A 25,496-nucleotide genomic window follows, 5' to 3' on the forward strand; every position below is an offset into this window, starting at 1 on the left:
AATAAGGCCTCGGGTTTCAAAGTCCGGGGTCTTGTTGTTCAAGGACCGGTTTCCTCCGCCGTTTCCGGCCAGACCGGGTCGTTACCCATCAGCTTCTTCTGCCTGTCGATGAATTGATGACCAAGGTTGTTGCCGCCGTTTTCCTGATCCTGCTGTCGCCGCTGTTCGCCGGTATCGCTCTTCTTGTCTGGCTCACCGACCGTCAGTCACCGTTCTACATCGCCCGGCGCGTCGGCCTGGGGGGCGGCACCTTCGCCATGGTGAAATTCAGAACCATGCGCCCCGGCACAAGCAAGGCCGCTACAAGCAAGGCCGGCGCGATCACTGCGGTTGGCGACAGTCGCATCACCCCATTCGGCAGGTTCTTGAGAAACACCAAGCTGGACGAGTTGCCCCAGCTTTTGAACATCCTGCGGGGCGACATGGCGTTTTTCGGACCCAGACCGGAAGACCCCGGAATTGTCGCGCGCTACTATGATGACGAGATGCGAAAGTCTCTTTTGTTCGTGCCGGGCCTGCTCAGCCCAGGCACCCTGTGGGCCTTGAGACATCTTCACCGGATCGACGGCGCCGCCGACACCGACGAGGTTTACGCAAGGAAGATCCTGCCTGAAAGGCTTTCCCGCGACACCGCCTATTTCGAACAGGCCGGGATTATCTCCCACCTTGAGCTGGCGATGAACACCATGGCTGTTCTGCTGCTGCACCGGGCGGTATCGGCCAGACACCGGGAATAACCTGCTGCTTCAGCCCAGTTCCGTTTGCAGGAAGTCGCAGATCCTGGCTGCGTCGCCGGTGTTCAGGTCCATGTGGACCGGCAAACGCAGAAGACGGTCCCAGGTGCGTTCCGCACCCGGACAACTGCCTGCCAGATTTTGTCCGGCGAACCGGGAAAGATGGAGCGGCTTGTAGTGAGACTGAATGCCGAGCCCCAACATGGCCGAGCCCTGCAGCAGCCGCTCAACGATTTCGCCGTCCCTAGCAAGAAAGGCAAAGCAATAGCCATTGGCCTGCGTCCCTATCTCCGGCCGCAGGATCTCGATCGCAAGATTTCGAAGCGACTTTTCGTAATAGGCCCAGATCGCGCGGCTCTTGAAAAGGATTTCCCTTACATCCGTCAACTGGCTGTAGAGCAAGGCCGCATTCAGATCGGGCATTTCGAAGCTGGAAGAGACGGAGGTCCATTCATAATGGTTCACTTCCCGCCGGGCGAAGGCAGGAAAATTCGTACCACGTGCCAGCAGCTCCTCGACGCGTTCGCGCAAACGCGGATGGCCGCTGTTCAAGACCAGCGCGCCACCGTGACCGGAGCTGATGATCTTGCTTTCGTGAAAGGAATAAGCGGCGAACAGACCGCATGTCCCGACAGCCCGGCCGTCCTGTTTCGTGCCGAAAGCCTGTGCAGCATCTTCTATGATGACGATGTCGTGCCGGTCGCACAGGTCCTTGATCGCAGCCATGGAAGCGGCCGCTCCACCATAATGCACCACCACGACGGCCCGCGTCCGGTTCGTCAGGCGCGCTTCCAGCGTCTCGGCTGTCACCATCATCGTCGCCGGATCGATGTCGGCCAACACGATCCGTGCGCCCATGCGGGCGAAGGCAGTCGCCGTTGCGCAGAAGGTAAACGTGGGCACGATAACCTCGTCTTCCGGGCCAAGATCCAGCGCCAGCGCCGCAATTTCCAGGGCGGAGGTGCAGGAATTGGTCAGGAACACACGATCATGGCCCACATGCCGGCTCACCAGAGCCTTCGCCTTGCGGCTATAGCTGCCACCGGCACGCAGATGCTTGCTGCTGAGCGCCTCTGAGACCGCGCCAAAGGTAGCGGGCGGAATGTGTGTGGAATGAAAGCGGATCGGCTGAAGCGCCGTCGCCGGCAGGTTCAACATCAGAACCTGTCCTCATCGGCCAGGCGGCGGACACGAGACCGTATGTCCCGATAGATCGCACGCAGTTCCTGATCGACAGAGCTCTTCTGGCGGTATCCAAGCGAACGCAAGCGGCTGTCGTCGATCCTATAGGCTTGATCGTTGGTCTCGCGGTCCCGAATGAAATGCAGTCCGGTGGAACGGCCTGTCACGCCGGACACACGGCGGGCGACCTCAAGCACCGAAAGATCTTCTTCCCCGGAAACATTGAAGATTTCGAGCGGCTGTTCGTCCTGTGTGTTGAGCAGGAGACAGATCGCGGCGGCAAGATCGCTGGCGGGCAGAAAGCTGCGTTCCTGGGCTCCGGTGCCTTCGACCGTCAGCCGTTGCCCCTTCAATGCCTGCATGACGAAACGCGGAAACAGTTTTTCCGGGTTCTGTCCGGTGCCGACGGCATTGGTCGGTCGCAGGATAGTCGACCTCAACCCGTTTTGCGCCGCCATCATGACGGCTTCCTCTGCCATGGCCTTGGAGGTTGCATAGGGCGTCGTCGGCCTCAGGGGAGCGGTTTCGCGCACCTCTTCCAGCGCAGGGCCGTAAACTTCGTCCGTACTGATGTGGATGAAGTGCTTCACACCGGCTTCCTGCGCCGCATTCAAGAGCACTTCAGTGCCAGTCACATTGACGTCGAAGAACAGCTCCGGAGCTTTAAAAGACCGGGGCACATGGGTTTCCGCCGCCAGATGGATAACGGCATCGCACTCATGCAGTGCCGCCGCCACGTCGATGGGCGAGCGGATGTCGCCGCGTATGACCGGCAGGTCGCCCGCGTCTCCGAAAGGCGCCAGGCGGCGGAAATCGGCCGCGTAGGACACGCGGTCGAGGACAACCGTCTCGGCGACATTCGCCATCCGGGCAACACGTGTGAAAACCTTCGACCCGACGAATCCCAGGCCCCCGGTGATAACGATCTTGCGGAAGGAAATGTTCTGTTTCGGAGCAACCGTTCCTGGGCAATGTTCCATATTGGCACAAATCCTGATGTCTGCAGCACTTGATTGCATCATCAGCAGATTTCATGCCAGCCACCGCGGGCAAGAAGGTGTGCACATGTTGGAAACAGTCTGGCGGGTGATGGAAATCACCTGCCTGTGACGTCACTCCGGCTCGACGGTGAACTGCAGCGGATAGCCAAGTCGACCCGCGGCATCGACGGCGCGGGTGGCCTTGGTTTCGGCAACGTCCCTCGGATAAACGGAGACAACACAGACGCCCTTCTGGTGTGCCGTCATCATCACGACCTCCGCCTGAGACTCATCCAGACGGAATTCCGCCTTCAGGATCAGGGTGACGAATTCCCGAGGTGTGTAGTCATCGTTCAGCAGCATGACCTTGTAGAGCTTCGGCCGCTGCACTTTTGTTTTTTGCTTCAGTTTCGGTTTGAAATCGATCTCACTCATGACAATCGTCCAAGCTGACGCTTTAGGCTCCGCGCGATGCGGTCTCACCTGATAAATGGAAAATGTGCCGAACATTCCTCCGGCGACGCGCTTCCAGACCTTTTCAGCTCCAGGTACGATCATGTGACATGACGCACCGTCCGCAGTCGGCCTTTGCTTTTCATCACTATACTGCATTGCGAAATCGAAGAAAACATGACAGCCGAAAATCTTGCGATCACAAAGCGGACATAACGGCCAGCGGGACACCCGGCGATGGTCGCTCAGCGCCGGCGCCAGCACCGTCATTCTCCCTTCAGAGGCAAGGTCCCTGGCGGCACATGCCGACAGCCGGATTGTACCAAAGCGAACGCCGACTAATCCGGCGACCCTGTTCCCCCGTAGAGAGTTGGTGGCTGGGCCCACTAAACGATTTTCGGAGGATTGCGCGATGGTTCTTCAATTGACGACACACCGTTTCAGGCAGCGCGGACTTGCCGCCGCCCTGCTACTGGCTTTGGCTGTAACCGTGCCGGCGAGCTCTGCTCTGGCTGACCTCGGGACGGCATCCAGGCTAATGCCCTCGCCAGAACTCGTCGGCAAGGGCAGGATGACCTTCCTCGGGTTCAAGGTGTTCGACGCTGAACTTTACGCTCCCCAAGGCACTTACAGCCCTGCGTCCCCTTTCGCCCTGAAGCTGACCTACCTGCGAAGCTTTACAGGCACACAGATTGCCGAAAGCTCGGTCAAGGAAATCCGGCGGCAGGGCGGTGTTTCGAACGCGCAACTGGCAAAATGGCAAGCTCAGATGGAAGCCATCTTTCCCGATGTGACGCCCGGCCAGTCCATAACGGGTGTCCGCACCAGCAGCGGTCATGCCGAGTTCTATCTCGGCAACCGGAAGCTTGGAGCCATCACAGATCCAGCCTTCACGAAGAAATTTTTCTCCATCTGGCTGGGTGGCAACACACGTAATCCGCAGTTACGTGCAAAGTTGGTCGGGTCCGGTTCGTGACACCACGCTCTCGCAGCAGCGAGACGGCACATCGACTTGAGACGGACGATGCCGGAAGCGTGACGCTTTCCAGCCTGGCCACCTATGGGGTGATGGCATTCCCCCTGGCCTTTGCCGGCTTGCCGATCTACCTGCACGCCCCGGATTTTTACGCTGTCACATTGCAGCAGCCGGTTGCGACGCTTGGCGCCATCCTTCTTGTATTGCGCCTGTTCGACGCTGTTCAGGATCCTTTCATCGGCAGCCTCAGTGACCGGTTCCACCAGTGGCGCGGCGCAGTGCTTGCGTTCGGCGCCCTGCTGCTCGGGGCAGGCTTCTGGATGCTGTTTCACCCGCTTGAAGCCGCTCCACTGGTCTGGTTTGCCGCGTCGGTGCTTATCTGCACCACGGGATTTTCCGTCGTCACGATCAACTACCAAACCCTCGGCGGCCTCTGGAAAACGAAGGCGTCCGACCGAACACCCATCACGGCAGCGCGCGAAGGCTTCGGCCTTGCCGGCCTTCTGGTGGCATCTGTTTTACCGGCGGCTTTGGCAACCCTGACCGACCTCGAAACAGCTTTCCATTATGTCACGCTCGGCTACCTGCCACTCCTGGTCGTCTCACTCTGGCTGCTGCTTCGCTGGATGCGGTCAGCGCCGCTTGAAAAGCCGCAATCGGACACTCCGGTCATGGGGTGGTTGGCCCTACTTCGGAACCGCTGGCGGCGTCTGTTCTTCGGACTTCTGTTTCTCAATATTTTCGCCAGCGCCATCCCCGCCGTCCTTGTGATGTTCTTCATCCGCGACAGGCTTGGCGCGGAAAGTTACACGGGCCTGTTTTTGCTGATTTATTTTCTCTCGGGCGTGATTTCCATGCCGCTCTGGACCCGGCTTGCCCGCGGCTTCGGCAAGATACGGGCGTGGCAGATCTCGCTTGCTGTTGCCATCCTCACGTTCTGCTGGGCAGCTTTGCTTCAACAGGGAGACCTGACAGCCTATGGTCTGGTGTGCGCCCTTTCCGGTCTGGCCCTTGGCGCCGACCTGGCCTTGCCGCCTGCCATTCTGGCCGACCACATCGATGAAGACCGCCGTCAGGGAGAAGCCTCACGTCTGTTTGCGGTCATGGCGTTTCTGTCCAAATCCGCTTTGGCGCTGGCGACGGGCGTTGCCCTGCCGCTTCTCGGGCTTTTCGGATATCAGCCAGGCGGTGTCATGACGCCGGAGCTGAACTTCATGCTCAGCATCACCTATGCAGCCTTGCCATGTGCGCTGAAATTGTTTGCCTTGGTCGGACTTCTGCTGTTCGAAAAAGACCTTGCCCTCAACCGATCCGCCGTGTGACCCTGCATTTCTCATCGCCCGTGCCGGAATAAGACAGCACCACCTGAAGACATGAGCCTACGCCCGCCTCAGTTGATCAGCCCCGCCGACAAGGACCCGCTCTCGGCAGCGCTGGAAAACGAAGTCCTCAACGAGAAGGCCTCGACACTTTCCCGGCTGACCAAAAAGCTGGAAAAGGCTCTCGCCGATCTGAAGTCGGCAGAGGAAGCCCCTGCAACAGATACCGAAACGCTGCAAAACCGGCTTGCCGAAGCAGGCGAAGCGCTCTGGCATGTCACCATCCAGCGGGAACTGTGCGGCTTGCGGCAGCACAGGGCTTTCTATGATTTCCTGGCCGTTCCGAAGGCGGTTCGCCTTCGCATGGGACCCGCGTCCGCTTTCCGTTCAAAGCCGGGCTCCTGACAACCCGCACCCCTGTGACCGACATCACTTCTTTGTTGATGTCCTTACCCTAGAGAGAGGAACCTGTTGCATCTTCGATGCCGCAGTGGTTTTTTCTGGGGGCTTTTTGCAAGATGAGTTATTTACAGTCACATCCGGCGAGCTATGTGAAACAGCTAAAGCTCGCAGGCATGACCGCATTTGGTCGGCAAGAAACACAAGATAAAGCCAGGCGCAGAAAAACTATGGTGTGCAGGAAGACCCCTCATCTCGGCCAAATCTCCAGGCTTCTGACTGGATGTATGATTTTTGGTCTGCTTCTGGCCCCCCTGGCGTTGCCTCTTGCAACAAGCACGACCGTGCAGGCGCAGTCGGTGCGGGTGGTTCCGGAAGGAAACCGCCTCAGCAGCCAACCGAAGATCCCTTACGCATCTTCCCGCCGCACCGCCGCCTCGAAGTCATCCTACGATGCCAAGTTCAACAAGGTTCTGGCTGTTCTGAAGCGTGACCGCCGCCTGATGGGGTCCATCAAGCGTGTGTCTGCGCGCTACGGCATCGATCCGATCCACATCATCGGTGCCATCGTCGGTGAGCATACCTACAATTACGACACGCTCGACAGTGCGCAATCCTACTATGTGAAGGCACTCTCCTACGCAGGCATCCGCTTCGACTTCGAACTGAACGGAGAGCATGTCGACACTTTTGTCGAACGTCCGCAGTTCGACCGCTGCCGCAAGGATCACATTCAGAAAAGTTCCGACCGCAGGTGGTCCTGCTACGAGAACGTCTGGAACAGCAAGTTTCGCGGCCGGTCGGTCGATGGCGTTCGCTATCCGAGAAAGAACTTCAACGAGGCATTCTTCCAGCCGCTCTACTCCGGCCAGAGCTTCGGTCTTGGCCAGTTGAGCCCGCTCACAGTGCTCAAGATGACCGACAGGGTTGCCAGCACAAGCAACTTCCGCAAGCTGACCGCGGAAGATTCAGAAGCTGTCTACAAGGCCACCATGGACCCGAATATCTCGCTGCACTACATGGCCGCGATCATCAAGGACTCCATCGCCGCCTACAAATCCGTCGGCAAGGTGGACATTTCGAAGAACCCGGGCCTGACTGCGACGCTCTACAATCTTGGTGATCCGTGGAGCCGCGCCGCGAAGTTCCGCCGCAGCGGTCAACGCTGGCCGCGGGAAAACTACTACGGCTGGCTGGTCAACGACCGTATCGATGATCTGAGAGGCCTGCTCTGACGGTTCAGGCCACCTGAGCGGACGTACGGCATTCTTGCCGAACGTCCACGCCATTTCAGGCAATTCGGTTCAGGCGACAAGGTTCAGGCAACGCAATTCAGGCTGCCTGTCTCCCGTGTCTCACGTCAGGAACGGATTGGTTTCGCGCTCGTGACCGATGGTCGAAGCCTGACCGTGTCCCGGCAGAAACGCAACATCGTCCCCGAGCGGCAGCAGCTTTTCCCGGATCGACTTGATCAGGGTCGCGTGATCGCCCCCCGGCAGATCTGTGCGGCCGATGGAGCCGGCAAACAACACATCCCCGGAAATCGCGAAACGCAGTTCCTTGTCGAAAAACACCAGGTGACCGGGCGAATGCCCGGGGCAATGCAGCACGTCAAACATGCGGCCGGCGATTTCCACCTGATCGCCTTCAACCATCCAGCGATCCGGCGTCACGGGCTTCACGCCTTCGACGCCGAATTGCACTGCCTGGTCGGCCACCCTGTCGATCAGCATCTGATCGGCTTCATGCGGACCTTCCACCGGCACCTTGAGCGCTTCTGCAAGATCTGCCGCGCCACCGACATGATCGATATGACCATGCGTGAGAACGATCTTCTCAACCTTGACGCCCTGCTTGTCGATGGCCGCCAGGATCTTGTCGACGTCACCTCCCGGGTCGACCACCGTCCCGCGCAAGGTTGACGGGTCCCAGATAAGCGAACAGTTCTGCTGAAACGGTGTTACGGCAAGAACCATGACCTGGATCGGCGGCATACCCTCTTCAGTATTTTCGCCGCCGCCGGAAGTTGTAGTGTCTTGCGCCATGGCAGGCTCCTTTAACAGCGGCCTTCCACGGCCCGATGTAACAAATACGGGACAACACCATCCGGTGTCGTCTTTCTGGTCAATCGCGGCTTCACCTGGCCGCGTGCATTTCGTACAAGATGTATGGACCTGTTGGAAGATGCCAAGACCATTCGGATAGCCGGAGCTGATGACGCCACGACTGAAGACACTGCTGATGACTGTTGCCGTAGCGCTTATGGGCGCTTCGAGCACAATGGCGCAGCCCGGACGGACGACACCCAGCTTCGAAAGCTGGACGGTCGATTGCGGTAATACGGGGGTGTGTTTCGCCTCCTCCTTCACCCGCAGCCAGTCGGTCTGGGTCGATGTGCGCATCGTCCGTGACTGGCAAGCCGAGGCGCAGCCGCTCGTTCGCGTGACCACCAACACCGAACTTCAACAGGACGGCACCCTCAAGTTCGAGGTGGACGGTGTTCCCATCGAGGCTCTGCCGATCGAACAGCTTCGCGAAATGCAGCCGGCAGTCAATCCGCCGGCCGGTTTCCGCCCGTTGGGTGGAGAAGGTTTCTGGTATCCGACCGGGCCAGCGACAACGACACTGCTTGATGCCATGCGCACGGGCAAGGAACTGACCATCCGCCTGCCTGCGACGACCGGAACCGCCCCTGTTGCCGTGCCGGTTCCCCTGCTTGGCCTCAAGTCCAGCCTGCTCTGGCTCGACAATCGCCAGGACCGGACAGGCACCGTTGCAGCCATCGTCTTCCCCGGCGCCGACCCGGCCAGGGACGCGCCGCATGCCATTCCTGTGATGAGCGCCGACCAGCTCCCCCCGGAAGTTGCGGCCGTGTGGTCCGCCAACCGCCTTTGCTCTGAAATCGACCCGACAATCTTCGCCAGCCTGAACGCGGTCCGTGTACCGCTCGCCGACAGCGCCGCGCTCTACATCATCCCGTGCGGAGCACCGACCGCCTACAACAGCCCCTATGTGGCCGTGCTCTCCGGCAAGGACGGCGCGGCCCGTCAGGTTCATGTCGCCCGCATGTCGGAAAAGGGTCCGATAGCAACGGATCTCATCTACAACGCCAGATGGATTCCGGCCGACCAGCAGCTAGTCAGCTACTTCAAGGGGTCCGGCGTCGGCGAATGTGGCCTGTGGAACCGCTGGGTCTGGAACGGCACCGGCCTGGTGCTGCTTGAGGAAGCAGCCCGGAAGACATGTGACGGAACGGAACCTGACTTGTCCAATTGGTCAAACACCTGGCCGCTGAAAAACGCCTCGAATTAGGCCTTTCTCCAAGGATTTTCTTGCGATTTTCCCTATCCCGCCCTTATGATGAAAACGCAGCGGCTGGAGAAGGATGCGGCAGGATTGCTTCAACCCGATCCCAGAATGTTGAACAGACGCACGGAGTGCGCCTGGGTGTGGTGACTCGACTGTGAAGGCGGGTGAGGTTGGTCGTTATGTGCCGAAAGGGCGCAACAATTAAGGTGATTCGGTAATGCACGATGGTGATTCGGACCGGCGGTCGCGTGGTCGGCGCGGCGGCAAGCGCGAGTTTGGCGGTCCGCAAGACTTCGGCAGTGATTTTGGCGGAAGCGAGTTCGGTGGTGACTTCTACGGCGGCGGCCGGGACGGTGGCTACCGCGGTGGACGCGACAATGATTTTGGTGGCGGCTACGGCCGCGACGACAATAAAGAAGGTGGCTATGGCGGCGGCCGGGGCGGTTACGGCAACCGTGACGGCGGCGGCCGCGGAAGTTACGGCGGCGGCGGCGACCGCGAAGGCGGCGGTTACGGCGGCGGTGGCCGTGGTGGCTACGGCGGCGGACGTGAAGGTGGCGGCTATGGTGGCGGCAACCGTGAGGGCGGCGGCTATGGCGGCGGCAACCGTGAAGGCGGCGGCTATGGCGGCGGCAACCGTGAAGGCGGTGGTTATAGCGGCGGCGGTGGCCGTGGTGGATACGGCGGTGGACGCGAAGGCGGCTACGGCGGCGGTGGCCGTGAAGGCGGTGGTTATGGCGGCGGCGGTGGACGCGGCGGCTATGGTGGCGCTCCGCGCGAAGGTGGCAGCGAAGGCGACGGCGGCTTCCGTCAGCAACGCCCACGGCGGGACATGCCGCCTGTCGAGCGTGGCCCGCGTCAGTCTGGCACTGTAAAATTCTTCAAGAACGACAAGGGTTTTGGCTTCATTACCCCGGACGAAGGCGATGCGGATGTGTTCGTGCACATTTCCGCAGTCGAACGCTCCGGTTTTGCCGGCCTTGATAGCGGACAGCGTGTGTCTTTCGAGACCGAGCCGGACCGCCGGGGCAAGGGACCGAAAGCGGTCAACCTGCAGGCGCTCGAAGAAGGCGATGCACCGCAGGAAGACCAGGGCGGACCAGCCGAAGAATAAACTCCGGCCTTCCCTGCCGACGCAGGGGTCGAGAGTATGATGCGAGTGGGCGCAGCCATGCTGCGCCCACTGTCTTTTCACCAAGAGTGCCGGCGCAACCTCCCCCGACCCCCATTGGAGCAATGCCCGACAGCCCGATCATCCGCTCTTCCGGCGACCAACGGATTTGGCGGACCTCTTTTCACATCCCCCCGAAGTGCCTATAAGGCGTCTCCGAATTCCATAGAGGGGCTCCATGCTTGCCGTTTCGTCCGATACCCTGACCATTCGCCCGTTTCTGCCGGGCGACCTCAATGCATTGCTTCCGCTGAATAACGCAGCCGTGCAGGCTGTGAACGAGCTGACAGCCGAAGACCTGCTCGACCTCGTCAATTCTGCCCTGGTCTGCCTTGTCGCGGTCGTGGATGAGGTTCCCGCCGGTTTCCTGCTGTGTCTTGGCGACGGCACCGATTATGACAGCCGGAACTACCGCTGGCTGAGCGAGCGTCTGTCCACCTTCGCCTACACCGACCGGATCTGCGTCGATGAGAACCGTCGCGGCCAGAAGATCGGCGATGCCCTTTACACCGCCCTGTTTGAACGGTTCGCCGGCACCGGCCGCGTCTTCGTTTGCGAAGTCAACGAACGCCCGCCCAACCCGGGGTCGATGCGCTTCCACAGCCGGCTCGGCTTCACGGAAATCGGCAGAGCCGACCACGGTGAAAAGGCTGTCGTTTTCTTCAAGCGCGAAGCCGAACCGGCTTCCGGAAACAAGACAGAATGAACTACCGCCATGCCTACCATGCAGGAAACATCGGCGACGTTCTGAAACACGTCGTTCTGGCCCGGCTGATCGCTTATTTCCAGCGCAAGGACAAAGCCTTCCGCATCCTGGACACCCATGCGGGCATCGGTCTCTACGATCTCAATTCGCGGGAGATGCAGAAGACCGGTGAATGGCAACTTGGCATCGGCAAAGTGCTCGAGGCCGATATCCCGCCGCAGGTGGCGGATCTGCTTACCCCCTGGCTGACGGCGGTGCGCTCACTCAACGATGGTGACACACTGGCGGTCTATCCAGGCTCGCCCATGGTGGCCCGGCAGTTGATGCGCAAGCAGGACCGGCTCACCCTGACGGAACTGCACCCGGCGGACTTCAAGTCGCTGGCTGAGCGGTTTGCGGGCGACCATCAGGTCAAGACGATCCACCTGGATGGCTGGCTTGCCATGGGCAGCTTTCTGCCGCCCAAGGAAAAGCGTGGCCTGGTGCTGATCGATCCCGCCTACGAGGTGACGGACGAATTCGCCCGGATGACCGATGCGGTGGTGAAGGCCTACAAGAAATGGACGGGCGGCACCTATGCAATGTGGTATCCGATGAAGGATGCAAGAGCGATCCGGCGCATGCACGAAGACTTTGCGAACGCAGGCCTGCGGGACGTGCTGAGCCTTGACCTGAATGCAGGCAAGAGCGGGCCGGACACCAGAATGCTCGGGTCAGGCATGACGCTGATCAACCCTCCCTACACGATGGGGGAAGAAATGCGTCTGGTTCTGCCCTGGTTGTGCGACGTTCTGCACCAGGGGCCCGGCGCGAGCTGGAACGTGACACAGATGATCGGCGAATAAAGCCCTTCCAATGACACTTTTACCGGTATCGAACCTTGACCTTCCGACCCGGCTCCCCCATCGTCTCCCTCACAGTTTGCTTTCCGGAGTTTACGCCGTGCATATTGCCCGTACCGTCTGTTTGACCCTGTCAGCCTTGGCCTTTTGCGCAAGCTTGGCTGCACCGGCGGCCGCGAATGACGACCGTGTCTACTTCTCCTTTGCCAGTGGCAACCGCCTGCCGGATTGCACGGCAGCATCCGTGCAAAGCGCTGTCGCCGGGACTGTCGCCCGCGCCCGCAGGGACTATTACGACGGCCGCACCATTTTGAGCATCGACGGCATCAGCGAAGTCAACGGTCGTGGCAACGATGTCAGCCCGATTGAGCGCCGCTACTGCAAGGGCACAGCCAGCCTGTCCGATGGCAGCATCCAGGCAGTCCACTACATGGTGGAAGAACACGCAGGTTTCGTCGGGCTGGGCTGGAACGTCGAGGCTTGCCTTGCCCCGCTCGACAAGTGGCGGGTGTATGGCGATCATTGCAGCACGGCACGCCCGCACTAGGGTGTAAGCTCGCCCACCCCAAGAGAGTTGATCCATGGCGCTGTTCGGCCGCATCGGAAGACTGTCCGCCTGCCTCCTGGCGGGATTTTTGAGCCTTCCCGCCAAAGCCGATGAACCGGGCAAGTTCGATTTCTACGTCCTCGCCCTGTCCTGGTCACCAACCTATTGCAAACAGCAGGGCGCGGATGCCAACCCGCACCAATGCGACGTCTCCAAACCGTTTCGCTTCGTCGTGCACGGCCTGTGGCCGCAGTATGAGCGGGGGTTCCCCGAAAGCTGCCCCGGTGCACCCAAGCGTATCGACCGGCAGATCGCCGTTTCGATGGAAGACATCATGCCGAGCCACAATCTCGTTTTTCACGAATGGCGCAAGCACGGCACCTGTTCCGGTCTGACGCCGGAAGACTATTTCGCCCTCACCCGCAAGGCTTACGACAAGATCACCATCCCCGGCGCCTTCCGCACGCTCGACAAACGAGGCAAGGCCGCGCCCGAGACCGTGGAAAAAGCCTTCCGGCTTGCCAATCCGGGCCTGACGGAAGCAGGGCTTGCAGTCGCCTGTGACAGGGGCGAGCTGGAGGAAGTGCGTATCTGCCTCACTCGCGATCTGGAATTCAGGTCCTGCCGGGAGGTCGACAGGTCCGGATGCCGCGCTGACAGCCTCTCCGTGCCGCCGCCCGGCGCCCACTAAACACGTTCGACACCCCAACCGCCCAAGTCTTTCAGGAGTTCGGCCCCATGATGAAACTTCGCTCGTCTGCCCCCTCGCCTTTCGGCCGCAAGGTAAAGCTCGGCCTGTCCATTCTTGGTCTCAAGGGCAAGGTTGAAGTGGAAGACGCCAATACGGCAGATCCCTCCGACAGCCTGCGTAGCCAGAACCCCCTCGGCAAGATACCGGCGCTGATTCTGGAAAACGGCGACGTTCTTTACGACAGCTCCGTCATTCTGGAATATCTCGATTTCCTGGCAGGCGGCGGCAAACTCTTTCCCGAGGGCGAAGCCCGGTTTGCGGTCCTGCGCGACCAAACGCTGGCGGACGGCATCATGGATGCGGCCATTCTCCGGGTCTACGACAAGCGCTTCAAGGAACAGAAGTACCGTGACCCGGCCTGGGACGCGTATCAGGCTGGCAAGATGGAACGCGGCCTGAAACATTTTGAAGACAACACCCCGCCCACTCCGGCAAGCGCCTCAGACGTCAACGCAGGCTCCCTGACGCTTGCCTGCGCGCTCGGGTATCTGGACATCCGCTTTGCCGGTGAATGGCGCAAGACCCATCCGAAGCTGGTGGCCTGGCTGGACGCCTTCGAAGCGGCTGTGCCTGCCTTCACCGACACAAAGGTGCCACCCGCACCGGTTCCGGAAAACGACCCGGCCCCGCTACGGTAATTACCTGAGCGCAGTCGCCCCAATCAGCCAGCCCGCATGACGCCGGGCTGGCTTTTTGTTTGGTCCAGGCTTACCGGACCCATTCCAAGAACCAGGGCCGCGCCAATTAACGGACACGCGACTTGATGCTACAGTTCTGATGCCAGCGGAATGAGCACAAGGGACGCGCACCTTGGTCGACATGATCTGCATACCGGCTTCACCGGCTGAACTCATCGACAAGATCACCATCCTTGAAATCAAGGCCGCCCGCATATCCGCTCCAGACAAACTCGACCATGTCCGCTACGAGTTGTCTTGCCTCAAAGACGTTTTCGACCGGCACCTCTCGAACTCGGACCAGATCCGGACCTGGAAGGCCCGGTTAAAGAGCCTCAATGAAACTCTGTGGGCCCTGGAAGACGACATCAGGACCTGCGAGCGCAGACAGGATTTCGGTGACGGCTTCATCGATTTGGCGAGGCGCATCTATCAGAGCAACGACAGACGTACGGCGCTGAAGCGGGAGATCAATACCGAACTCGGCTCGCGCATTATCGAGGTGAAATCCTATGCGGGTGGCTGCGCTCTTCCGGACGAAACATCAGCTTTTCAGGACAAAAACAAAGTTTGAAAACTGGAAGACGTTCGACAGCGGATCTCTTGGGTCCCGCTGCACCCAGCCATCTGGAAGCAACTGATAGACGTCGTAGCCTGGCAGCATCTCGGCGAAATCGTTCAGCGTCTTGCTGCGAAACATCTGATGCCAGTTGAATTCCATCTGGATGAACCGCGGTTTGACCTCTGAAATCACCCGCGCTGCCCCGTCGAGCACTTCGGCTTCAAAGCCTTCGGTATCGATCTTTATGAGGTCAATCGCCGTGATGCCCCTTTCCTGGCAATAGCTATCAAGTGTTACGACGCTGGCCGTCACGGTCTCCCCGTTGGTGACATAACTCACCTTCTTCACCTCCTCAGCGAAAGAGGCCAGAACAGAGTTCGACGAGTCGAAATGCAGCGCCGCCTCGTCATTGAAATTTCCGACGCCTGCGTTCTCACAGAGGATTCTGCCGCCAAAACGCAGCGTATTTTGCACCAGCTCCGTGTAAGAGCGGATCAACGGTTCGAAGGCAATTACATCCGCCGACGTGAACTCCAGCAGATCAAGACTGTACCGGCCAACATTCGCGCCGATGTCGATACAAAGCCTTGGGTCGCAGGTGGCCAGCACGTCCCTGATAAAGAAACGCTCGCCACTTTCGGCATTGTTGTACCCCCGCGCAGACAGGGCAGCATTCAGCAGATAGTCATTCAGCTCGGCCAGATCCGGCCGATGCCGGTTGGCGATGTACCAGTCCAGAAACGCGTCCGTCAGACCGGCGATCGAATCTTGGTTCGTCATTTCTGCCGTTCCTCCAGTCTGTCCGGCATGAATGCCCACGGCACCGGGATGATCAAAGATTTTGATTTTGGTCAGCCAGCCAATCTAACGTAAGGTAACTCAAGACTAGACTTGAAGCATTCAGTTACGCGCCATTGTCAAATGACTGAGGACCCCACCGCCTCATGACCACGCCGGAAATCTACAGCACCTATCCCCGGGAAACCTTGACCGACTTGCGGGAAACGATTACCGGGCAGCTTGAACATGTGTTTGGCCCGGTCCGGGGTGGCCTGCTGCACGAGCTTTGGGTCGTGGAAAAGGCTCTGGGGATGCACGCTGCGTATTTCAGCAATTCCGGCCAGGACAAGTTTCTGAATGATACTGTTCTGAACAACCGCGAGGGCGGCGTCTTTCTGGAACTGGGCGGCTATGACGGCATTACGGGATCAAACACTCTTTTCTTTGAAAAGGAACTTGGCTGGACCGGGCTTCTGATAGAACCCGTACCTTCCAACTATGCGCAGGCAACTTCCGTGCGCCGCTGCACTTGCCTCAACACCGCGGTTGGCACCCCGGTACCTGAGGCGGCCTTTCTTGAAATCCGGGCCGGCTATACCCAGAGCGGTGGACTGATAGACAGCATCGCGCCGGATCTTCTGGAAAGAATCCGTCAGCACCCCGAGCACGACGAGCGTATTGCCAGAATCCCCGTGCGCTCGATCCAGGATATTCTCCAGGAGGCAGGCATTCACAGGATCGACTATGTGTCTCTGGATGTCGAAGGCGGCGAGATGGCGGTCCTCAAGGAGTTTCCCTTCGAGACCGTTCCGGTCGAAACCTGGAGCATCGAGAACATTTCCGACAGCCCCGAGATCCCATCCTTCATGGCCGGGAAAGGATACGAGGTGATCGAATTCATTGGCATCGACGAAATCTACAGAGCCACGTGAGCGGGTGTCGGCGGCAAGAACCACATGACCAGGGATCCCGGCCATCTGACGGCAGACGACTTATACGCCATGGCTCTGCGAAGCTTCGGCCGGGAGCAATGCGCTGCGGCAATCGCCTACGCAGATGCCTGTCTGGAGCTTTGTCCGGATCATCTGGACGCCTGGCTGCTCCAGGCTGAAGTTCATAGTCTGGAGCAGCGGCCGACGGCAGCCCTTGCGTGCCTCACCCGCGCTGCTGCCACACAGCCGGCGAGCGCCACAGCCCATCACCGCCTTATCGCGCACTATCTGCGCCTCGGGCGCCCGGGGGACGCCTTGCACGTAGCGGAACAACTCAAGAGCCAGCAGCCGGACGATCCGGAAATCGACTATGTCCTCGCCGTAGCCCGCTCCAGGACAGGCCAGCGCGACGAAGCCCTTGCAACCTTCAGGGAGCTTTTGCGCCACAATCCAGACGATGCCGGATCAGCCATCGAAGCTTCCTGGCTGGCTTTGGGACAACGGGACTATCAGGCCGGTTGGCCAGTTTGGGAACACCGCTTCGGCTTAAACGCCAGCCCGATGGCATCACAGCACCTGCCCTTCTGGGACGGGTCTCCGCTCTCGGGAAAGAAAATTCTTGTCCTGCCTGAGGGGGGCTATGGCGACATCGTCTGGGCGGCACGTTTCCTGCCCGCACTCAAGGCCACCGGTGCCAATGTCCATTTCCTGTGTCCACCTGCCCTTTTACGCCTCCTACGTTCTATGGAAGGTGTCGACGAATGGGTCGATGATGCCGAAGGCCCGCATGGATGTGCGCTTCAGGTCTCGCTGCTGTCACTGCCCTCACTCTTGAACGTCAAGGACCCGTCTCTTCATCCGCCCCCGCGCCTGCAGGGAGACCCGTCGTTTGCAGAAAGGCGCGACAGTTTATTGGCAAGGGCAAGAGCGCCGCTCCGGGTCGGCATCATCTGGTCGGGAAACGTGGACTATGGCGGCAACGCGGACAGGGCTGCACGGCTCCAGGATTTTCTGCCGCTTGCCGAACTCCCCTTCGTCCAACTCTTCAGTCTGCAGAAAGGCCCGCCGCAACGCCAGTTGATCGAGGGCGGGCTCGGGGATCTCGTGATCGACTGCGACGATTTCGATTTTGCCGAAACCGCCCTCCTGATCCAGGCGCTGGATATCATCGTGATGACCGACAGCGCGGCCGCCCATATCGCGGGCGCGGTCGGCACGCCTGTCTGGGTGCTGCTCGACACTTTTCCCCATTGGTACCATTGCTTTGAAGGGGAGAGATCGGACTGGTATCCGGGCATGCGCTATTTCCGGCAAGAGAAATCGCGCAACTGGAGCGATGTCATCGGCAATATAAGGAAAGCTCTGAAAAGAGTTGCGAAAAGCAGAGGCATTTTGTAACTTTGTGTCAGTTTTGCAATTAAATCTTCCACATTATTAGGATATTGAGGGTAAAGCTTTGGTCGACCGTAAGAAGCCGGGAATCGATCAAGATCTCGCAAAGTTGGGCGCTGGTCGAAAGCCATCCGCCGACAGCTCCATGGGCAGCCGGCCGGGGCAAATGCATTCTGAAACGCTTACCGCCGGCCCCGCTGGATATGCTCCCTTCTCCAAACGGCCGGCCATGAACACGATCTATGGAGGGCATCCGGGCGCGCGACGACCGGTGATGAGCACCATCTACGCCGGCCATCCCGGCACGCGGTTGCCGGTTATGGACACGATCTATGCGGGGGGCCACCCCGGCTCGCGGTTGCCGGTTATGAATACGGTCTACGGGGGGGGGCACCCCGGCTCGCGGGCATCATCGGGAAATACCGTCTTTGCGCCGGGATATCGCGGTTCGCAAATTCTGACGTGGCAGGTCACCAACCCCTTTAACCGCCAGCCGGAGACCGTTTCCTACAACATCGTCACCGGCCTTTATCTGGACAAGAGCCTCAACCGCTGGCTCCCAGCCCCGCCCTGGATCAGTGCACAGTTCCGGCGGTAACAGGGGCGGCCCGCCCATGCTGAGTTTCAACGTCAGCGTTGACGTACACGGCGGAGACGGCGAAGAAAGCGGCCCGGCGACAATCGGGTGGCTTCTGGCGGAAAACGAATCCCGATTGATCTACAAGCCGCCGCAAAGGCTGAAACAGCCTTCGCTCTCACGCCCGCGAACCCATGCAAAATCGGTGACTGCGTGCCCGGCGGTTTTGGGGCTCGAAAGCCGGTTGTTCGAGGTGCAATGTCCCTGCGACCTGACACTTCGCATGGCAGAAACCGACTTTGGCGAACCTGCCGTCGTAAATGCCGACGGCCCCATGTCCACGGTCCGTGACGATGTCTTTGCCAATCTCATCATCCTTCATCCGCGTGAGGAATGGCGCGCCCCCGATAGGCCGATCCTGCAGATGCGCCTGCCATATATCTTCATAGCGGACGAGCCCACCTACATGTCGCAGCTTCCGCCCTTTCAGCACCCCAGAAAAACGCCCCTGCCCGGTCTGATGATCCCTGGACGGTTTCCGATCAACGTCTGGCCGCGAACGCTGACCTGGGCTTTCGAGTGGCACGATATCTCGGCATCTCTTGAACTGCGGCGCGGCGACCCGCTGTTCTATGTCCTGTTTGAAGTCATGCCCCAGTCACGGGCAATCCAGCTGGTCGAGGCGGAGCGCACACCGGAGCTGGACGCCTATCTGCAGCAGATCAACGGTGTTGTCGGCTTTGTGAACCAGACATTTTCACTTTTCAAGGCGGCGGAAGAGCTGCGGCCGGCGCGCCTCGTTCAACCGAAAAAGAAACCCTAGAAAACCGGGCTCCTCGCGGCTGCCCGAGGCGGCGGTTCGAGCCAACCGCTTTCCGAAGAAGGAACAGGAAATGGCGAACGAGGCTGGCGAAGCAACTCCACTCGTCATCATGATCGCGGTGCCGACCCGCGGACAGGTCGAACTGCCGACCGTTCGCTCGCTCATCGCGCTGACACAGGAGTTTCAGCGTCACGGACTGCCCTTTGCCTTCGAAACCTACGGCGCGGCCAACCTCGTCATCAACCGCAATCACCTGATGAGCAAGTTTCTCGCTCACAAGGACTTCAGCCATATGCTGATGCTTGATTCCGACATGGAGTTTTCGCCCGAGGCCGTCTGGCGGCTGATCGCCTTCGGCGATGATTTCGTCAGCGCGTCCTACCCGCAGAAATATTACAACTGGGACCTGCTCCGGCACCTCATTGAAGCCGAAGCCGCCCTGCCGGAAACCGAGCGAACCCCGATGGAACAGCTCATCTCCCGCAGCACGACCTACAACCACCAGCTTCGCGACTACGACAACACGGACTGGCAGCCCGAGCACCGGGATGGCTTCATCTCCATCCCGGCAGGGGGCCAGGGCCTGACACTGCTGAGCCGCAAGGTGCCCGAAACGATGGCGGCACGCGGCGTCGTCACCCACTATCCCGATATGTCGCTGATCCCGGCCCATGCCGGTATGGAGTATTACGACTTCTTCGGCCATCTGCCGACGCCGGACGGACGGCTGTTCCTGCACGAAGATCAGAGCTTCAGCCTGCGCTGGGTCCGAGGTTGCAGCGGCACAATCTGGCTCGACTGCCAAACCACCATCCGCCACGCAGGGCAACACACGTTCGAAGGCAGATATGCCGACAAATTGCACGACGACTTTCCCTCGCTTGAGGTTTGACAGCTGGCGGCCCGTTCAGAAAAAAGCGGAAGGCTCTCAACCAACCAGCGTTCGCCCCTGAGGAGCTGTCTGCAACTGCCCACCCAAACGCGAAAGGCCGCGCCCGAAGGCACGGCCCTTGTTACAACAGTTTTTTCGCTCGGGTCAGGCGACTTTCTTGCCCGACATGGCGTGAACGTCCGCAGCTCCCAGGCGCTGGCCGCCAATCGCCCAATCACCCTGCTCGACTTCCATAACGCGGACCCAGGTTACCGGGCGCATGGCTTCGCCTTCGACCGAGACCATGGCTTCGGTCACTTTTTCGATCAGCTGGTGCTTCTGTTCAGGGGTGAAAACGTTCTTGATGACATCAATCGTTACCAAAGGCATTTCATATCTCCTGGTTCATGTCTCAGTGCTTCAAAACTATCGGTTGCTCCCGATGAACAAGAGATACGCCTTCCCCTGCGGCAATGCTTGACGGGGACGTGAATATAACTGACCTTTTCATGAAGACTTTCCGAGAAAGGGGAACATGTGCCGCAAGCCGACGCCCTGGTGTTTACCTTCGACGGCTTTGAACTGGACGGGGCACGTTTCGAATTGCGCCGTGGTGGCGAACGCGTGGCGATTGAGCCGCAAGTCCTCTCCCTCCTCTTGCTGCTGGCGGAAAACCGCGACCGGATGGTCAGCAAGGATGAATTGATCGAGCATATCTGGGACGGACGGATCGTCTCCGAAACCGCCGTGGCCGCTCGGATCAAGGCAGCGCGCAAGGCAGTGGGAGACACAGGCAGCGCGCAGAAAGTCATCCGGACGATCCATGGCAAAGGGTTCCGGTTTGTTGCGGACACCGAGGTCAGCGGCGCTTTGAAGAAAACACTCTGTGTGAAATCCGCTCTCATGACCGAGGAACAAGCCGCCCCGGCGATTGAAGACGTGCTGAAGAACGCACGTGACGGGCGGCCCTCCATCGCTGTCCTGCCCTTCCAGTATTTCGGCGAACCGGGCCAGCAGGAAATCGTGGCCGACGCCCTACCCGCCGACATCATTGCGGATCTGTCGCGCCTGCACTGGCTGTTCGTCATCGCACGCGGATCGAGCTTCCGCTTTCGCGGGCCTGATGTGGACCCGCTGTCCGCCGGTCGGCAGCTCGGTGTTCGCTATGGGCTCACCGGCACGGTCGAATTGTCCGGCGAGCATGTCACCATCGGCGTGTCGCTGATCGACATGACCAGCAGCGGAACGATCTGGGCAGAGCATTATCGCGGCGGCCTTACTGAGTTGCAGCAGCTCAGGTCGGACATCGAAAGCCATGTGGTGGCCAGTCTGGCGGTCCAGATCCCACAGAACGAAGTGCGGATCGCCCGCAGGCGCGCGCCGGGAGAACTCGATGCCTGGGCCTGTTTCCACCTGGGCCTTGACCACATGTACCGCTTCAACCGACAGGACAACGCGAGAGCGGCCGCGCTGTTCACACAATCTCTGGAGCGTGATCCCTATTTCTCAGGCGCCATGGGTGGGCTGTCCTTCACGCATTTCCAGTCAGCCTTCATGCGTTTTTCAGAAGATCCCGCGGCGGAGGTTGAACAGGCACGGGTGCTGGCGCAGCAAGCGGTGGAGACCGACCGGCTCGATCCCTTTGCCCATTTCAATGCCGGGCGATGCTCTTGGCTCGACGGCCAGCTGGAGGATTCCATCGCCTGGTTCGACCGGGCAACCAGCCTCAGCCCCAGCTTCGCCCAGGGCGTCTACACACGCGGGCTGGTGAGCGTGATGGCAGGCCAGGCGGCACAGGCCGATGCCGATCTAGCATTCGCGCTGGACCTCAGCCCGCTCGACCCACTCGCCTATGGCATGACATCGGCACGTGCGCTGGTGCAAGTGCAACTGGGCAATATGGCAAAGGCGCAAGAGCTTGGCGTGAAAGCGGCACAGATGATCGGGGCGCATAAGCACATTTCGCTGATTGCGGCGCTGACGTCGCACCTGGCCGGCAAGCACGCCGAAGCCCGGCAATGGCTGACACGAGCAAAACAGGCCGATCCGGCGATCAGTTCGGAAGTTTTCTTTGCATCCTTCCCCTTTGCCGAAAACGGTGCTCGCGAAACGATAGAAAAAGCCCTGCGCGAACTGGGGGTTTGAACCAACCTCGCAACGCCGGCACCGCGAGAAGCCAGGACCTCATCCACACAGGAAACGCGTGCGCAATACAATCTGCCTGATGCTGAAGGCTGGCTTCAATTGCCGCAGCCAATGACGCTCGAGAAGCACCAGGATCTGCATTGCCTTTTTTTCGACCAGTCAAGTGTCTTTTCTTTGATTTCCGGGCACCAACAAGGTTCCCGATGTAACGTTTCCGGCAACCTGAACGTGACGCAGAGCTCTTTCTGAAATTTCAATCGATTAGTCTTGAAACTTCTTATGGACAGGGCGTTCGCACCAGCGATAAACAGCGTGCATAGGCTAAAGACTTGCCACTCATTGCGTTGAAAATACCATAAAGGAGTTTTGTGTATGGCGGCTATGGATAATCACTTCGACAACTGGAAGGAACAACAATCCGCCGCCGAGCAGATGATCCCGCTGGTTGGACATCTCTACCGCGACTTCGGCATCAACATCCGGATTTTCGGACGCCGCCTGCTGAACAACTCCGCCATCGAGATCATCAAGGCTCACCGTTATGCCTTGCAGATCACCGGGCAGGAGCTGGAAGTCTCCAAAAGTCTGGAAATCGTCAAGGCGATGCTTGAGATGGATCTCGCTGCATCGCGTGTCGACCTCGGCAAGCTGTGCCACCGCTACATGGAAGAAGGTGGCGACGTCACAAGCTTTCTCGAAAAGCAGCTTGCCAGCATCAACACCGGCAAGACTTCTATCCTGCAGGAACCGCAAGACGTCGTTCTGTATGGTTTCGGCCGCATTGGCCGTCTTCTCGCCCGCATGCTGATCGAGCGCGTCGGCGCCGGGAACAAAATGCGGCTTCGCGCAATTGTCGTGCGCGGCGGCAAGGATGGAGATCTGAAGAAACGCTCCAGCCTCCTGCGGCGGGACTCCGTCCACGGTGCCTTCAGCGGATCCATCACGGTTGACGAAGAACAGAACGCGATTATCGCCAATGGCAACTACATTCAGGTGATTTACGCCAGCTCCCCCGCCGAGGTCGATTACACCAAATATGGCATCCGCAATGCTCTGGTGGTCGACAACACAGGCATCTGGCGCGACGAAGAAGGTCTCGGCCAACACCTGAAATGTCCGGGTGCGTCGAAAGTCGTTCTGACCGCACCGGGCAAAGGCAACATCAGGAATGTCGTCTATGGCGTCAACCACGGCGACATTACAGAAGACGACAAGATTCTGAGTGCGGCCTCCTGCACCACCAACGCGATCACGCCGGTGCTCAAGGTGATCAACGATGAGTTCGGGATCGAGAACGGTCACGTTGAAACCATCCACGCCTTCACCAACGACCAGAACCTGATCGACAACTACCACAAGGGTGATCGCCGTGGACGCGCCGCACCTTTGAACATGGTCTTGACGAGCACGGGCGCTGCAAGTGCCGTGGCAAAGTGCCTGCCTGAAATGAAAGGCAAGCTGACCGGAAACGCGGTTCGCGTGCCGATCCCCAATGTCTCCATGGCCATCCTCAACCTGAACCTCAAGCGCGAGACGACGGCTGAGGAAATGAACAACTACCTGCGGGGGATTTCGGTAAAATCGCCGATGCAGGACCAGATCGATTATACCGCCTCGACCGAGTTGGTTTCTTCCGATCTGGTTGGATCCACCCACGCCGGTGTTGTCGACAGCCAGGCTACGATCGTCGATGGCGACCGCCTGGTCCTTTACGTCTGGTATGACAACGAGGCGGGATACAGCACCCAGGTCATCCGGTTGATGCAGGAAGTTGCGGGTATGAAATACCCGGCCGTTCCTGCCTGAAACCGGCCGTGAGACATAAAGGCCGAGAGTAATACCGGCTTCAATGACATGATTGGGGCTAAGCCACGCCTGAGGTGTGGCTTAGCCCCTTTCGCCGACTGGCTACAGAAGATTTCGCAGGGCCGTCCCCACGGTTACCCCGGATCAACGGGTGCTGATTTTCTGTCAGTGCGTGACGAAACAGCCAGGCAATTGCCCGAAGCATCCTGTGAGATCGTGAAGAGGCTACAAAGTGAGCTTCGCTAGCCTGACCGGTTTCGAAGGCAAGCGCAGAAATCAGAGGCTAAAACTTGAACCTTGCACCGATGACCGGGCCGTAAGTATCAAGCGCGTCGAGGTCGGCCACGTCGTCGAACCGCCAGCCGATATATCGATAGCCGGCAAACAGATCGATGTTCTTTATTTCATAACCGATCGCACCAAACAGTTGCCAGGTGACGTCAGACTGACCGGTACCAACGTCGCCATAATAGGCAACGGACCAGCGATCGGACAATTTGGTTTCACCGCGCAACCCCACAACAGCGTCGATAACCTGCCCCTGGTCACTTGCGCTGGCGCTAAAATTGCCCAGGGAGAAATCAAGATCGGTGCTCAACCACAAATAACGGAAACCGCCGAAACCGGCGATTTCGGAGCTGGGGGTATCGACAATCTTGTAACCCAAAGAGTTTGTCGTGATGAACCCTTTGATTGTCGCGTCCAGCTTGGCATCGAAGGTTCTTCTGACGAGGGTCGCCGTGGTCGTCTTGGAGCCTTCCAGGTTCATGTAGATCAGGTCGGAATAGACGCCGAAGCGCCCCTTCTCGGCTGAAATAGACGTCATCAGCGCAAAGCTCAGGTTCTCGATCACCTTGTTGAACGGCATTGTGATGTTGTCGCCGGTGACGGTTTCTCCACCAAGCCCTGCCATCCAGAAATAGGGCGTGATGCTGAAATTCCACCTGTCTTCAACAACTCTCGCGGGTGTCACCGTCGGCTCAACAGCGAGATCGGCGGCCAGCGCAGGCGCCTGAGATATGAAAAATGCACTTAAGGCAACAGCTTTCGAGAGTGAAGTCTTCAACATTCTACCTTCTCACTTTGCTTTCGAGCCGGAATTTATTTTTGGTTTAATCTATCTTCTTGCTTACCTTAAGTCCGATGTAAAGGCACTTGATTTTTAAGTTTAGAGACATCATTGGCCAGAGGTGTCACACAAAAGATACTGCGTCTGCGCGGTCGGACGCCGAAATAGACGCGCAAAGCAAGGCCGTGTCCATCTGAACCACGATATTGCCCTGTCGTGTCTTCCAGGAAATTTGTTCCCATATTTTCTGGAACCACGAAGTTCTCACCAATAAGATAATCTCCTCTCTTAATAACCCCACAGGCAGAGAAGCGATTCAAGAAGAAAATTTCTTTGCAGATCATCAACTGCAAGCACCAGAATATTGTTTTCGTGGATTGGTCACTTCCATCGCCCGCCAACGGTTGCAGAGGCGAAATTTTCGCCCGACCTAAGGGTCGAAAAGACAGAAATCAATTAGAAATTGTGACACATGTTTTCGTGCCGCACAAAT

27 protein-coding genes are annotated in these 25,496 nt (G+C 59.1%); 20 read left to right on the forward strand and 7 right to left on the reverse strand.

The features are described from left to right. Nucleotides 1–116: 116 nt before the first annotated feature. A complete protein-coding gene (locus AC2A6O_RS04570) occupies nt 117–737 on the forward strand; it encodes a sugar transferase (RefSeq protein WP_498925935.1) in 621 nt (206 codons plus the stop codon). Nucleotides 738–746: 9 nt separating this feature from the next. On the opposite strand, the gene AC2A6O_RS04575 is transcribed toward AC2A6O_RS04570, so the two are convergent. From AC2A6O_RS04575 to clpS, 3 genes are all read right to left on the reverse strand, one after another. Beyond that, on the reverse strand, nt 747–1,892 hold the full coding sequence (locus AC2A6O_RS04575; protein WP_498925936.1) for an aminotransferase class V-fold PLP-dependent enzyme: 1,146 nt from the start codon (nt 1,890–1,892) through the stop codon (nt 747–749). Next, a complete protein-coding gene (locus AC2A6O_RS04580; protein WP_498925937.1) occupies nt 1,892–2,896 on the reverse strand; it encodes an NAD-dependent epimerase/dehydratase family protein in 1,005 nt (334 codons plus the stop codon). The genes AC2A6O_RS04575 and AC2A6O_RS04580 overlap by 1 nt, the downstream gene beginning before the upstream one ends. Before the next feature lie 132 nt (nt 2,897–3,028). Then, entirely contained in the window at nt 3,029–3,331 is a 303-nt protein-coding gene (clpS, locus tag AC2A6O_RS04585; RefSeq protein ID WP_148587265.1) for an ATP-dependent Clp protease adapter ClpS, read from the reverse strand. A gap of 430 nt (nt 3,332–3,761) precedes the next feature. On the opposite strand from clpS, the gene AC2A6O_RS04590 reads away from it, so the two are divergent. From AC2A6O_RS04590 to AC2A6O_RS04605, 4 genes are all read left to right on the forward strand, one after another. Continuing rightward, the gene (locus AC2A6O_RS04590; protein ID WP_498925938.1) at nt 3,762–4,325 is read left to right on the forward strand and encodes a chalcone isomerase family protein; all 564 of its coding nucleotides are present in this window, start codon (nt 3,762–3,764) and stop codon (nt 4,323–4,325) included. Further along, a complete protein-coding gene (locus tag AC2A6O_RS04595; protein ID WP_498925939.1) occupies nt 4,322–5,647 on the forward strand; it encodes an MFS transporter in 1,326 nt (441 codons plus the stop codon). Before AC2A6O_RS04590 ends, AC2A6O_RS04595 begins: the two co-directional genes overlap by 4 nt. A 51-nt stretch (nt 5,648–5,698) precedes the next feature. Beyond that, nucleotides 5,699–6,049: a DUF6665 family protein gene (locus AC2A6O_RS04600; protein WP_162855069.1), complete on the forward strand. Its 351-nt coding sequence runs from the start codon at nt 5,699–5,701 to the stop codon at nt 6,047–6,049. Nucleotides 6,050–6,330: 281 nt separating this feature from the next. Next, on the forward strand, nt 6,331–7,278 hold the full coding sequence (locus tag AC2A6O_RS04605) for a DUF1402 family protein (RefSeq protein ID WP_209001250.1): 948 nt from the start codon (nt 6,331–6,333) through the stop codon (nt 7,276–7,278). A 120-nt stretch (nt 7,279–7,398) separates the two neighbouring features. On the opposite strand, the gene AC2A6O_RS04610 is transcribed toward AC2A6O_RS04605, so the two are convergent. After that, complete coding sequence (locus AC2A6O_RS04610) at nt 7,399–8,088, reverse strand: MBL fold metallo-hydrolase (protein WP_498925940.1); 690 nt, start codon at nt 8,086–8,088, stop codon at nt 7,399–7,401. A gap of 169 nt (nt 8,089–8,257) precedes the next feature. Here AC2A6O_RS04610 and AC2A6O_RS04615 point away from each other — a divergent pair, with 169 nt between their 5' ends. The 8 genes from AC2A6O_RS04615 (at nt 8,258) to AC2A6O_RS04650 (ending at nt 14,620) form a co-directional block, all read left to right on the forward strand. Beyond that, nucleotides 8,258–9,355 (forward strand): DUF1176 domain-containing protein, encoded by a 1,098-nt coding sequence (locus AC2A6O_RS04615; protein ID WP_498925941.1) that lies wholly within the window; start codon nt 8,258–8,260, stop codon nt 9,353–9,355. A 214-nt stretch (nt 9,356–9,569) separates the two neighbouring features. Then, nucleotides 9,570–10,466: a cold-shock protein gene (locus AC2A6O_RS04620; RefSeq protein ID WP_498925942.1), complete on the forward strand. Its 897-nt coding sequence runs from the start codon at nt 9,570–9,572 to the stop codon at nt 10,464–10,466. Nucleotides 10,467–10,701: 235 nt separating this feature from the next. Then, complete coding sequence (locus AC2A6O_RS04625; protein ID WP_498925943.1) at nt 10,702–11,229, forward strand: GNAT family N-acetyltransferase; 528 nt, start codon at nt 10,702–10,704, stop codon at nt 11,227–11,229. Continuing rightward, nucleotides 11,226–12,074, forward strand: a complete 849-nt coding sequence (locus AC2A6O_RS04630; protein WP_498925944.1) for a 23S rRNA (adenine(2030)-N(6))-methyltransferase RlmJ — start codon at nt 11,226–11,228, stop codon at nt 12,072–12,074. Before AC2A6O_RS04625 ends, AC2A6O_RS04630 begins: the two co-directional genes overlap by 4 nt. Before the next feature lie 97 nt (nt 12,075–12,171). Then, nucleotides 12,172–12,618: a hypothetical protein gene (locus AC2A6O_RS04635; protein WP_209001248.1), complete on the forward strand. Its 447-nt coding sequence runs from the start codon at nt 12,172–12,174 to the stop codon at nt 12,616–12,618. A gap of 34 nt (nt 12,619–12,652) precedes the next feature. Continuing rightward, nucleotides 12,653–13,309, forward strand: coding sequence for a ribonuclease T2 family protein (locus tag AC2A6O_RS04640; protein WP_498925945.1), 657 nt, complete (start codon nt 12,653–12,655; stop codon nt 13,307–13,309). A gap of 47 nt (nt 13,310–13,356) precedes the next feature. Next, nucleotides 13,357–14,007, forward strand: a complete 651-nt coding sequence (locus AC2A6O_RS04645; protein WP_498925946.1) for a glutathione S-transferase family protein — start codon at nt 13,357–13,359, stop codon at nt 14,005–14,007. 181 nt (nt 14,008–14,188) lie between these two features. After that, nucleotides 14,189–14,620, forward strand: a complete 432-nt coding sequence (locus AC2A6O_RS04650) for a DUF6165 family protein (RefSeq protein ID WP_498926365.1) — start codon at nt 14,189–14,191, stop codon at nt 14,618–14,620. Here the strand turns inward: AC2A6O_RS04650 and AC2A6O_RS04655 are convergent. Continuing rightward, nucleotides 14,591–15,388 (reverse strand): FkbM family methyltransferase, encoded by a 798-nt coding sequence (locus AC2A6O_RS04655; protein WP_498925947.1) that lies wholly within the window; start codon nt 15,386–15,388, stop codon nt 14,591–14,593. The genes AC2A6O_RS04650 and AC2A6O_RS04655 overlap by 30 nt on opposite strands. A gap of 164 nt (nt 15,389–15,552) precedes the next feature. On the opposite strand from AC2A6O_RS04655, the gene AC2A6O_RS04660 reads away from it, so the two are divergent. The 5 genes from AC2A6O_RS04660 to AC2A6O_RS04680 all read left to right on the forward strand — a co-directional run bounded on the left by AC2A6O_RS04660 (nt 15,553) and on the right by AC2A6O_RS04680 (nt 20,004). Further along, nucleotides 15,553–16,320, forward strand: a complete 768-nt coding sequence (locus AC2A6O_RS04660) for an FkbM family methyltransferase (RefSeq protein ID WP_498925948.1) — start codon at nt 15,553–15,555, stop codon at nt 16,318–16,320. 24 nt (nt 16,321–16,344) lie between these two features. Further along, a complete protein-coding gene (locus tag AC2A6O_RS04665; RefSeq protein WP_498925949.1) occupies nt 16,345–17,718 on the forward strand; it encodes a tetratricopeptide repeat protein in 1,374 nt (457 codons plus the stop codon). 160 nt (nt 17,719–17,878) lie between these two features. Next, nucleotides 17,879–18,310 carry a hypothetical protein gene (locus AC2A6O_RS04670; RefSeq protein ID WP_498925951.1) on the forward strand — a complete coding sequence of 144 codons (432 nt, stop codon included), beginning with the start codon at nt 17,879–17,881 and terminating at the stop codon, nt 18,308–18,310. Nucleotides 18,311–18,326: 16 nt separating this feature from the next. Beyond that, nucleotides 18,327–19,112: a hypothetical protein gene (locus AC2A6O_RS04675; RefSeq protein ID WP_498925952.1), complete on the forward strand. Its 786-nt coding sequence runs from the start codon at nt 18,327–18,329 to the stop codon at nt 19,110–19,112. A 70-nt stretch (nt 19,113–19,182) separates the two neighbouring features. Next, nucleotides 19,183–20,004, forward strand: coding sequence for a hypothetical protein (locus AC2A6O_RS04680; RefSeq protein ID WP_498925953.1), 822 nt, complete (start codon nt 19,183–19,185; stop codon nt 20,002–20,004). A 144-nt stretch (nt 20,005–20,148) separates the two neighbouring features. Here AC2A6O_RS04680 and AC2A6O_RS04685 read toward each other — a convergent pair whose 3' ends face one another. Beyond that, nucleotides 20,149–20,373 (reverse strand): tautomerase family protein, encoded by a 225-nt coding sequence (locus AC2A6O_RS04685; protein ID WP_148585848.1) that lies wholly within the window; start codon nt 20,371–20,373, stop codon nt 20,149–20,151. A gap of 147 nt (nt 20,374–20,520) precedes the next feature. Here AC2A6O_RS04685 and AC2A6O_RS04690 point away from each other — a divergent pair, with 147 nt between their 5' ends. Together AC2A6O_RS04690 and AC2A6O_RS04695 are read left to right on the forward strand one after the other, a co-directional pair. Next, on the forward strand, nt 20,521–22,128 hold the full coding sequence (locus AC2A6O_RS04690) for a winged helix-turn-helix domain-containing tetratricopeptide repeat protein (protein ID WP_498925954.1): 1,608 nt from the start codon (nt 20,521–20,523) through the stop codon (nt 22,126–22,128). A gap of 372 nt (nt 22,129–22,500) precedes the next feature. Beyond that, nucleotides 22,501–23,934: a glyceraldehyde-3-phosphate dehydrogenase gene (locus AC2A6O_RS04695; protein WP_498925955.1), complete on the forward strand. Its 1,434-nt coding sequence runs from the start codon at nt 22,501–22,503 to the stop codon at nt 23,932–23,934. A gap of 283 nt (nt 23,935–24,217) precedes the next feature. On the opposite strand, the gene AC2A6O_RS04700 is transcribed toward AC2A6O_RS04695, so the two are convergent. Beyond that, nucleotides 24,218–25,003, reverse strand: a complete 786-nt coding sequence (locus tag AC2A6O_RS04700; protein ID WP_498925956.1) for a hypothetical protein — start codon at nt 25,001–25,003, stop codon at nt 24,218–24,220. Between the last annotated feature and the right edge of the window lie 493 nt (nt 25,004–25,496).

Source organism: Labrenzia sp. ATLA3, assembly GCF_057180185.1.

What these genes read in the sequence shown, in the direction of transcription:
- AC2A6O_RS04695 (WP_498925955.1), top strand. Translation starts at nt 22,501, where the DNA reads ATGGCGGCTATGGATAATCACTTCGACAACTGGAAGGAACAACAATCC.
- AC2A6O_RS04685 (WP_148585848.1), bottom strand. Translation starts at nt 20,373, where the DNA reads ATGCCTTTGGTAACGATTGATGTCATCAAGAACGTTTTCACCCCTGAA.
- AC2A6O_RS04605 (WP_209001250.1), top strand. Translation starts at nt 6,331, where the DNA reads ATGATTTTTGGTCTGCTTCTGGCCCCCCTGGCGTTGCCTCTTGCAACA.
- AC2A6O_RS04610 (WP_498925940.1), bottom strand. Translation starts at nt 8,088, where the DNA reads ATGGCGCAAGACACTACAACTTCCGGCGGCGGCGAAAATACTGAAGAG.
- AC2A6O_RS04600 (WP_162855069.1), top strand. Translation starts at nt 5,699, where the DNA reads ATGAGCCTACGCCCGCCTCAGTTGATCAGCCCCGCCGACAAGGACCCG.
- AC2A6O_RS04620 (WP_498925942.1), top strand. Translation starts at nt 9,570, where the DNA reads ATGCACGATGGTGATTCGGACCGGCGGTCGCGTGGTCGGCGCGGCGGC.
- AC2A6O_RS04675 (WP_498925952.1), top strand. Translation starts at nt 18,327, where the DNA reads ATGCTGAGTTTCAACGTCAGCGTTGACGTACACGGCGGAGACGGCGAA.
- AC2A6O_RS04570 (WP_498925935.1), top strand. Translation starts at nt 117, where the DNA reads ATGACCAAGGTTGTTGCCGCCGTTTTCCTGATCCTGCTGTCGCCGCTG.
- AC2A6O_RS04660 (WP_498925948.1), top strand. Translation starts at nt 15,553, where the DNA reads ATGACCACGCCGGAAATCTACAGCACCTATCCCCGGGAAACCTTGACC.
- AC2A6O_RS04665 (WP_498925949.1), top strand. Translation starts at nt 16,345, where the DNA reads ATGACCAGGGATCCCGGCCATCTGACGGCAGACGACTTATACGCCATG.
- AC2A6O_RS04640 (WP_498925945.1), top strand. Translation starts at nt 12,653, where the DNA reads ATGGCGCTGTTCGGCCGCATCGGAAGACTGTCCGCCTGCCTCCTGGCG.
- AC2A6O_RS04650 (WP_498926365.1), top strand. Translation starts at nt 14,189, where the DNA reads ATGATCTGCATACCGGCTTCACCGGCTGAACTCATCGACAAGATCACC.
- clpS (WP_148587265.1), bottom strand. Translation starts at nt 3,331, where the DNA reads ATGAGTGAGATCGATTTCAAACCGAAACTGAAGCAAAAAACAAAAGTG.
- AC2A6O_RS04630 (WP_498925944.1), top strand. Translation starts at nt 11,226, where the DNA reads ATGAACTACCGCCATGCCTACCATGCAGGAAACATCGGCGACGTTCTG.
- AC2A6O_RS04680 (WP_498925953.1), top strand. Translation starts at nt 19,183, where the DNA reads ATGGCGAACGAGGCTGGCGAAGCAACTCCACTCGTCATCATGATCGCG.
- AC2A6O_RS04580 (WP_498925937.1), bottom strand. Translation starts at nt 2,896, where the DNA reads ATGGAACATTGCCCAGGAACGGTTGCTCCGAAACAGAACATTTCCTTC.
- AC2A6O_RS04575 (WP_498925936.1), bottom strand. Translation starts at nt 1,892, where the DNA reads ATGTTGAACCTGCCGGCGACGGCGCTTCAGCCGATCCGCTTTCATTCC.
- AC2A6O_RS04655 (WP_498925947.1), bottom strand. Translation starts at nt 15,388, where the DNA reads ATGACGAACCAAGATTCGATCGCCGGTCTGACGGACGCGTTTCTGGAC.
- AC2A6O_RS04615 (WP_498925941.1), top strand. Translation starts at nt 8,258, where the DNA reads ATGACGCCACGACTGAAGACACTGCTGATGACTGTTGCCGTAGCGCTT.
- AC2A6O_RS04590 (WP_498925938.1), top strand. Translation starts at nt 3,762, where the DNA reads ATGGTTCTTCAATTGACGACACACCGTTTCAGGCAGCGCGGACTTGCC.
- AC2A6O_RS04645 (WP_498925946.1), top strand. Translation starts at nt 13,357, where the DNA reads ATGATGAAACTTCGCTCGTCTGCCCCCTCGCCTTTCGGCCGCAAGGTA.
- AC2A6O_RS04625 (WP_498925943.1), top strand. Translation starts at nt 10,702, where the DNA reads ATGCTTGCCGTTTCGTCCGATACCCTGACCATTCGCCCGTTTCTGCCG.
- AC2A6O_RS04700 (WP_498925956.1), bottom strand. Translation starts at nt 25,003, where the DNA reads ATGTTGAAGACTTCACTCTCGAAAGCTGTTGCCTTAAGTGCATTTTTC.
- AC2A6O_RS04670 (WP_498925951.1), top strand. Translation starts at nt 17,879, where the DNA reads ATGCATTCTGAAACGCTTACCGCCGGCCCCGCTGGATATGCTCCCTTC.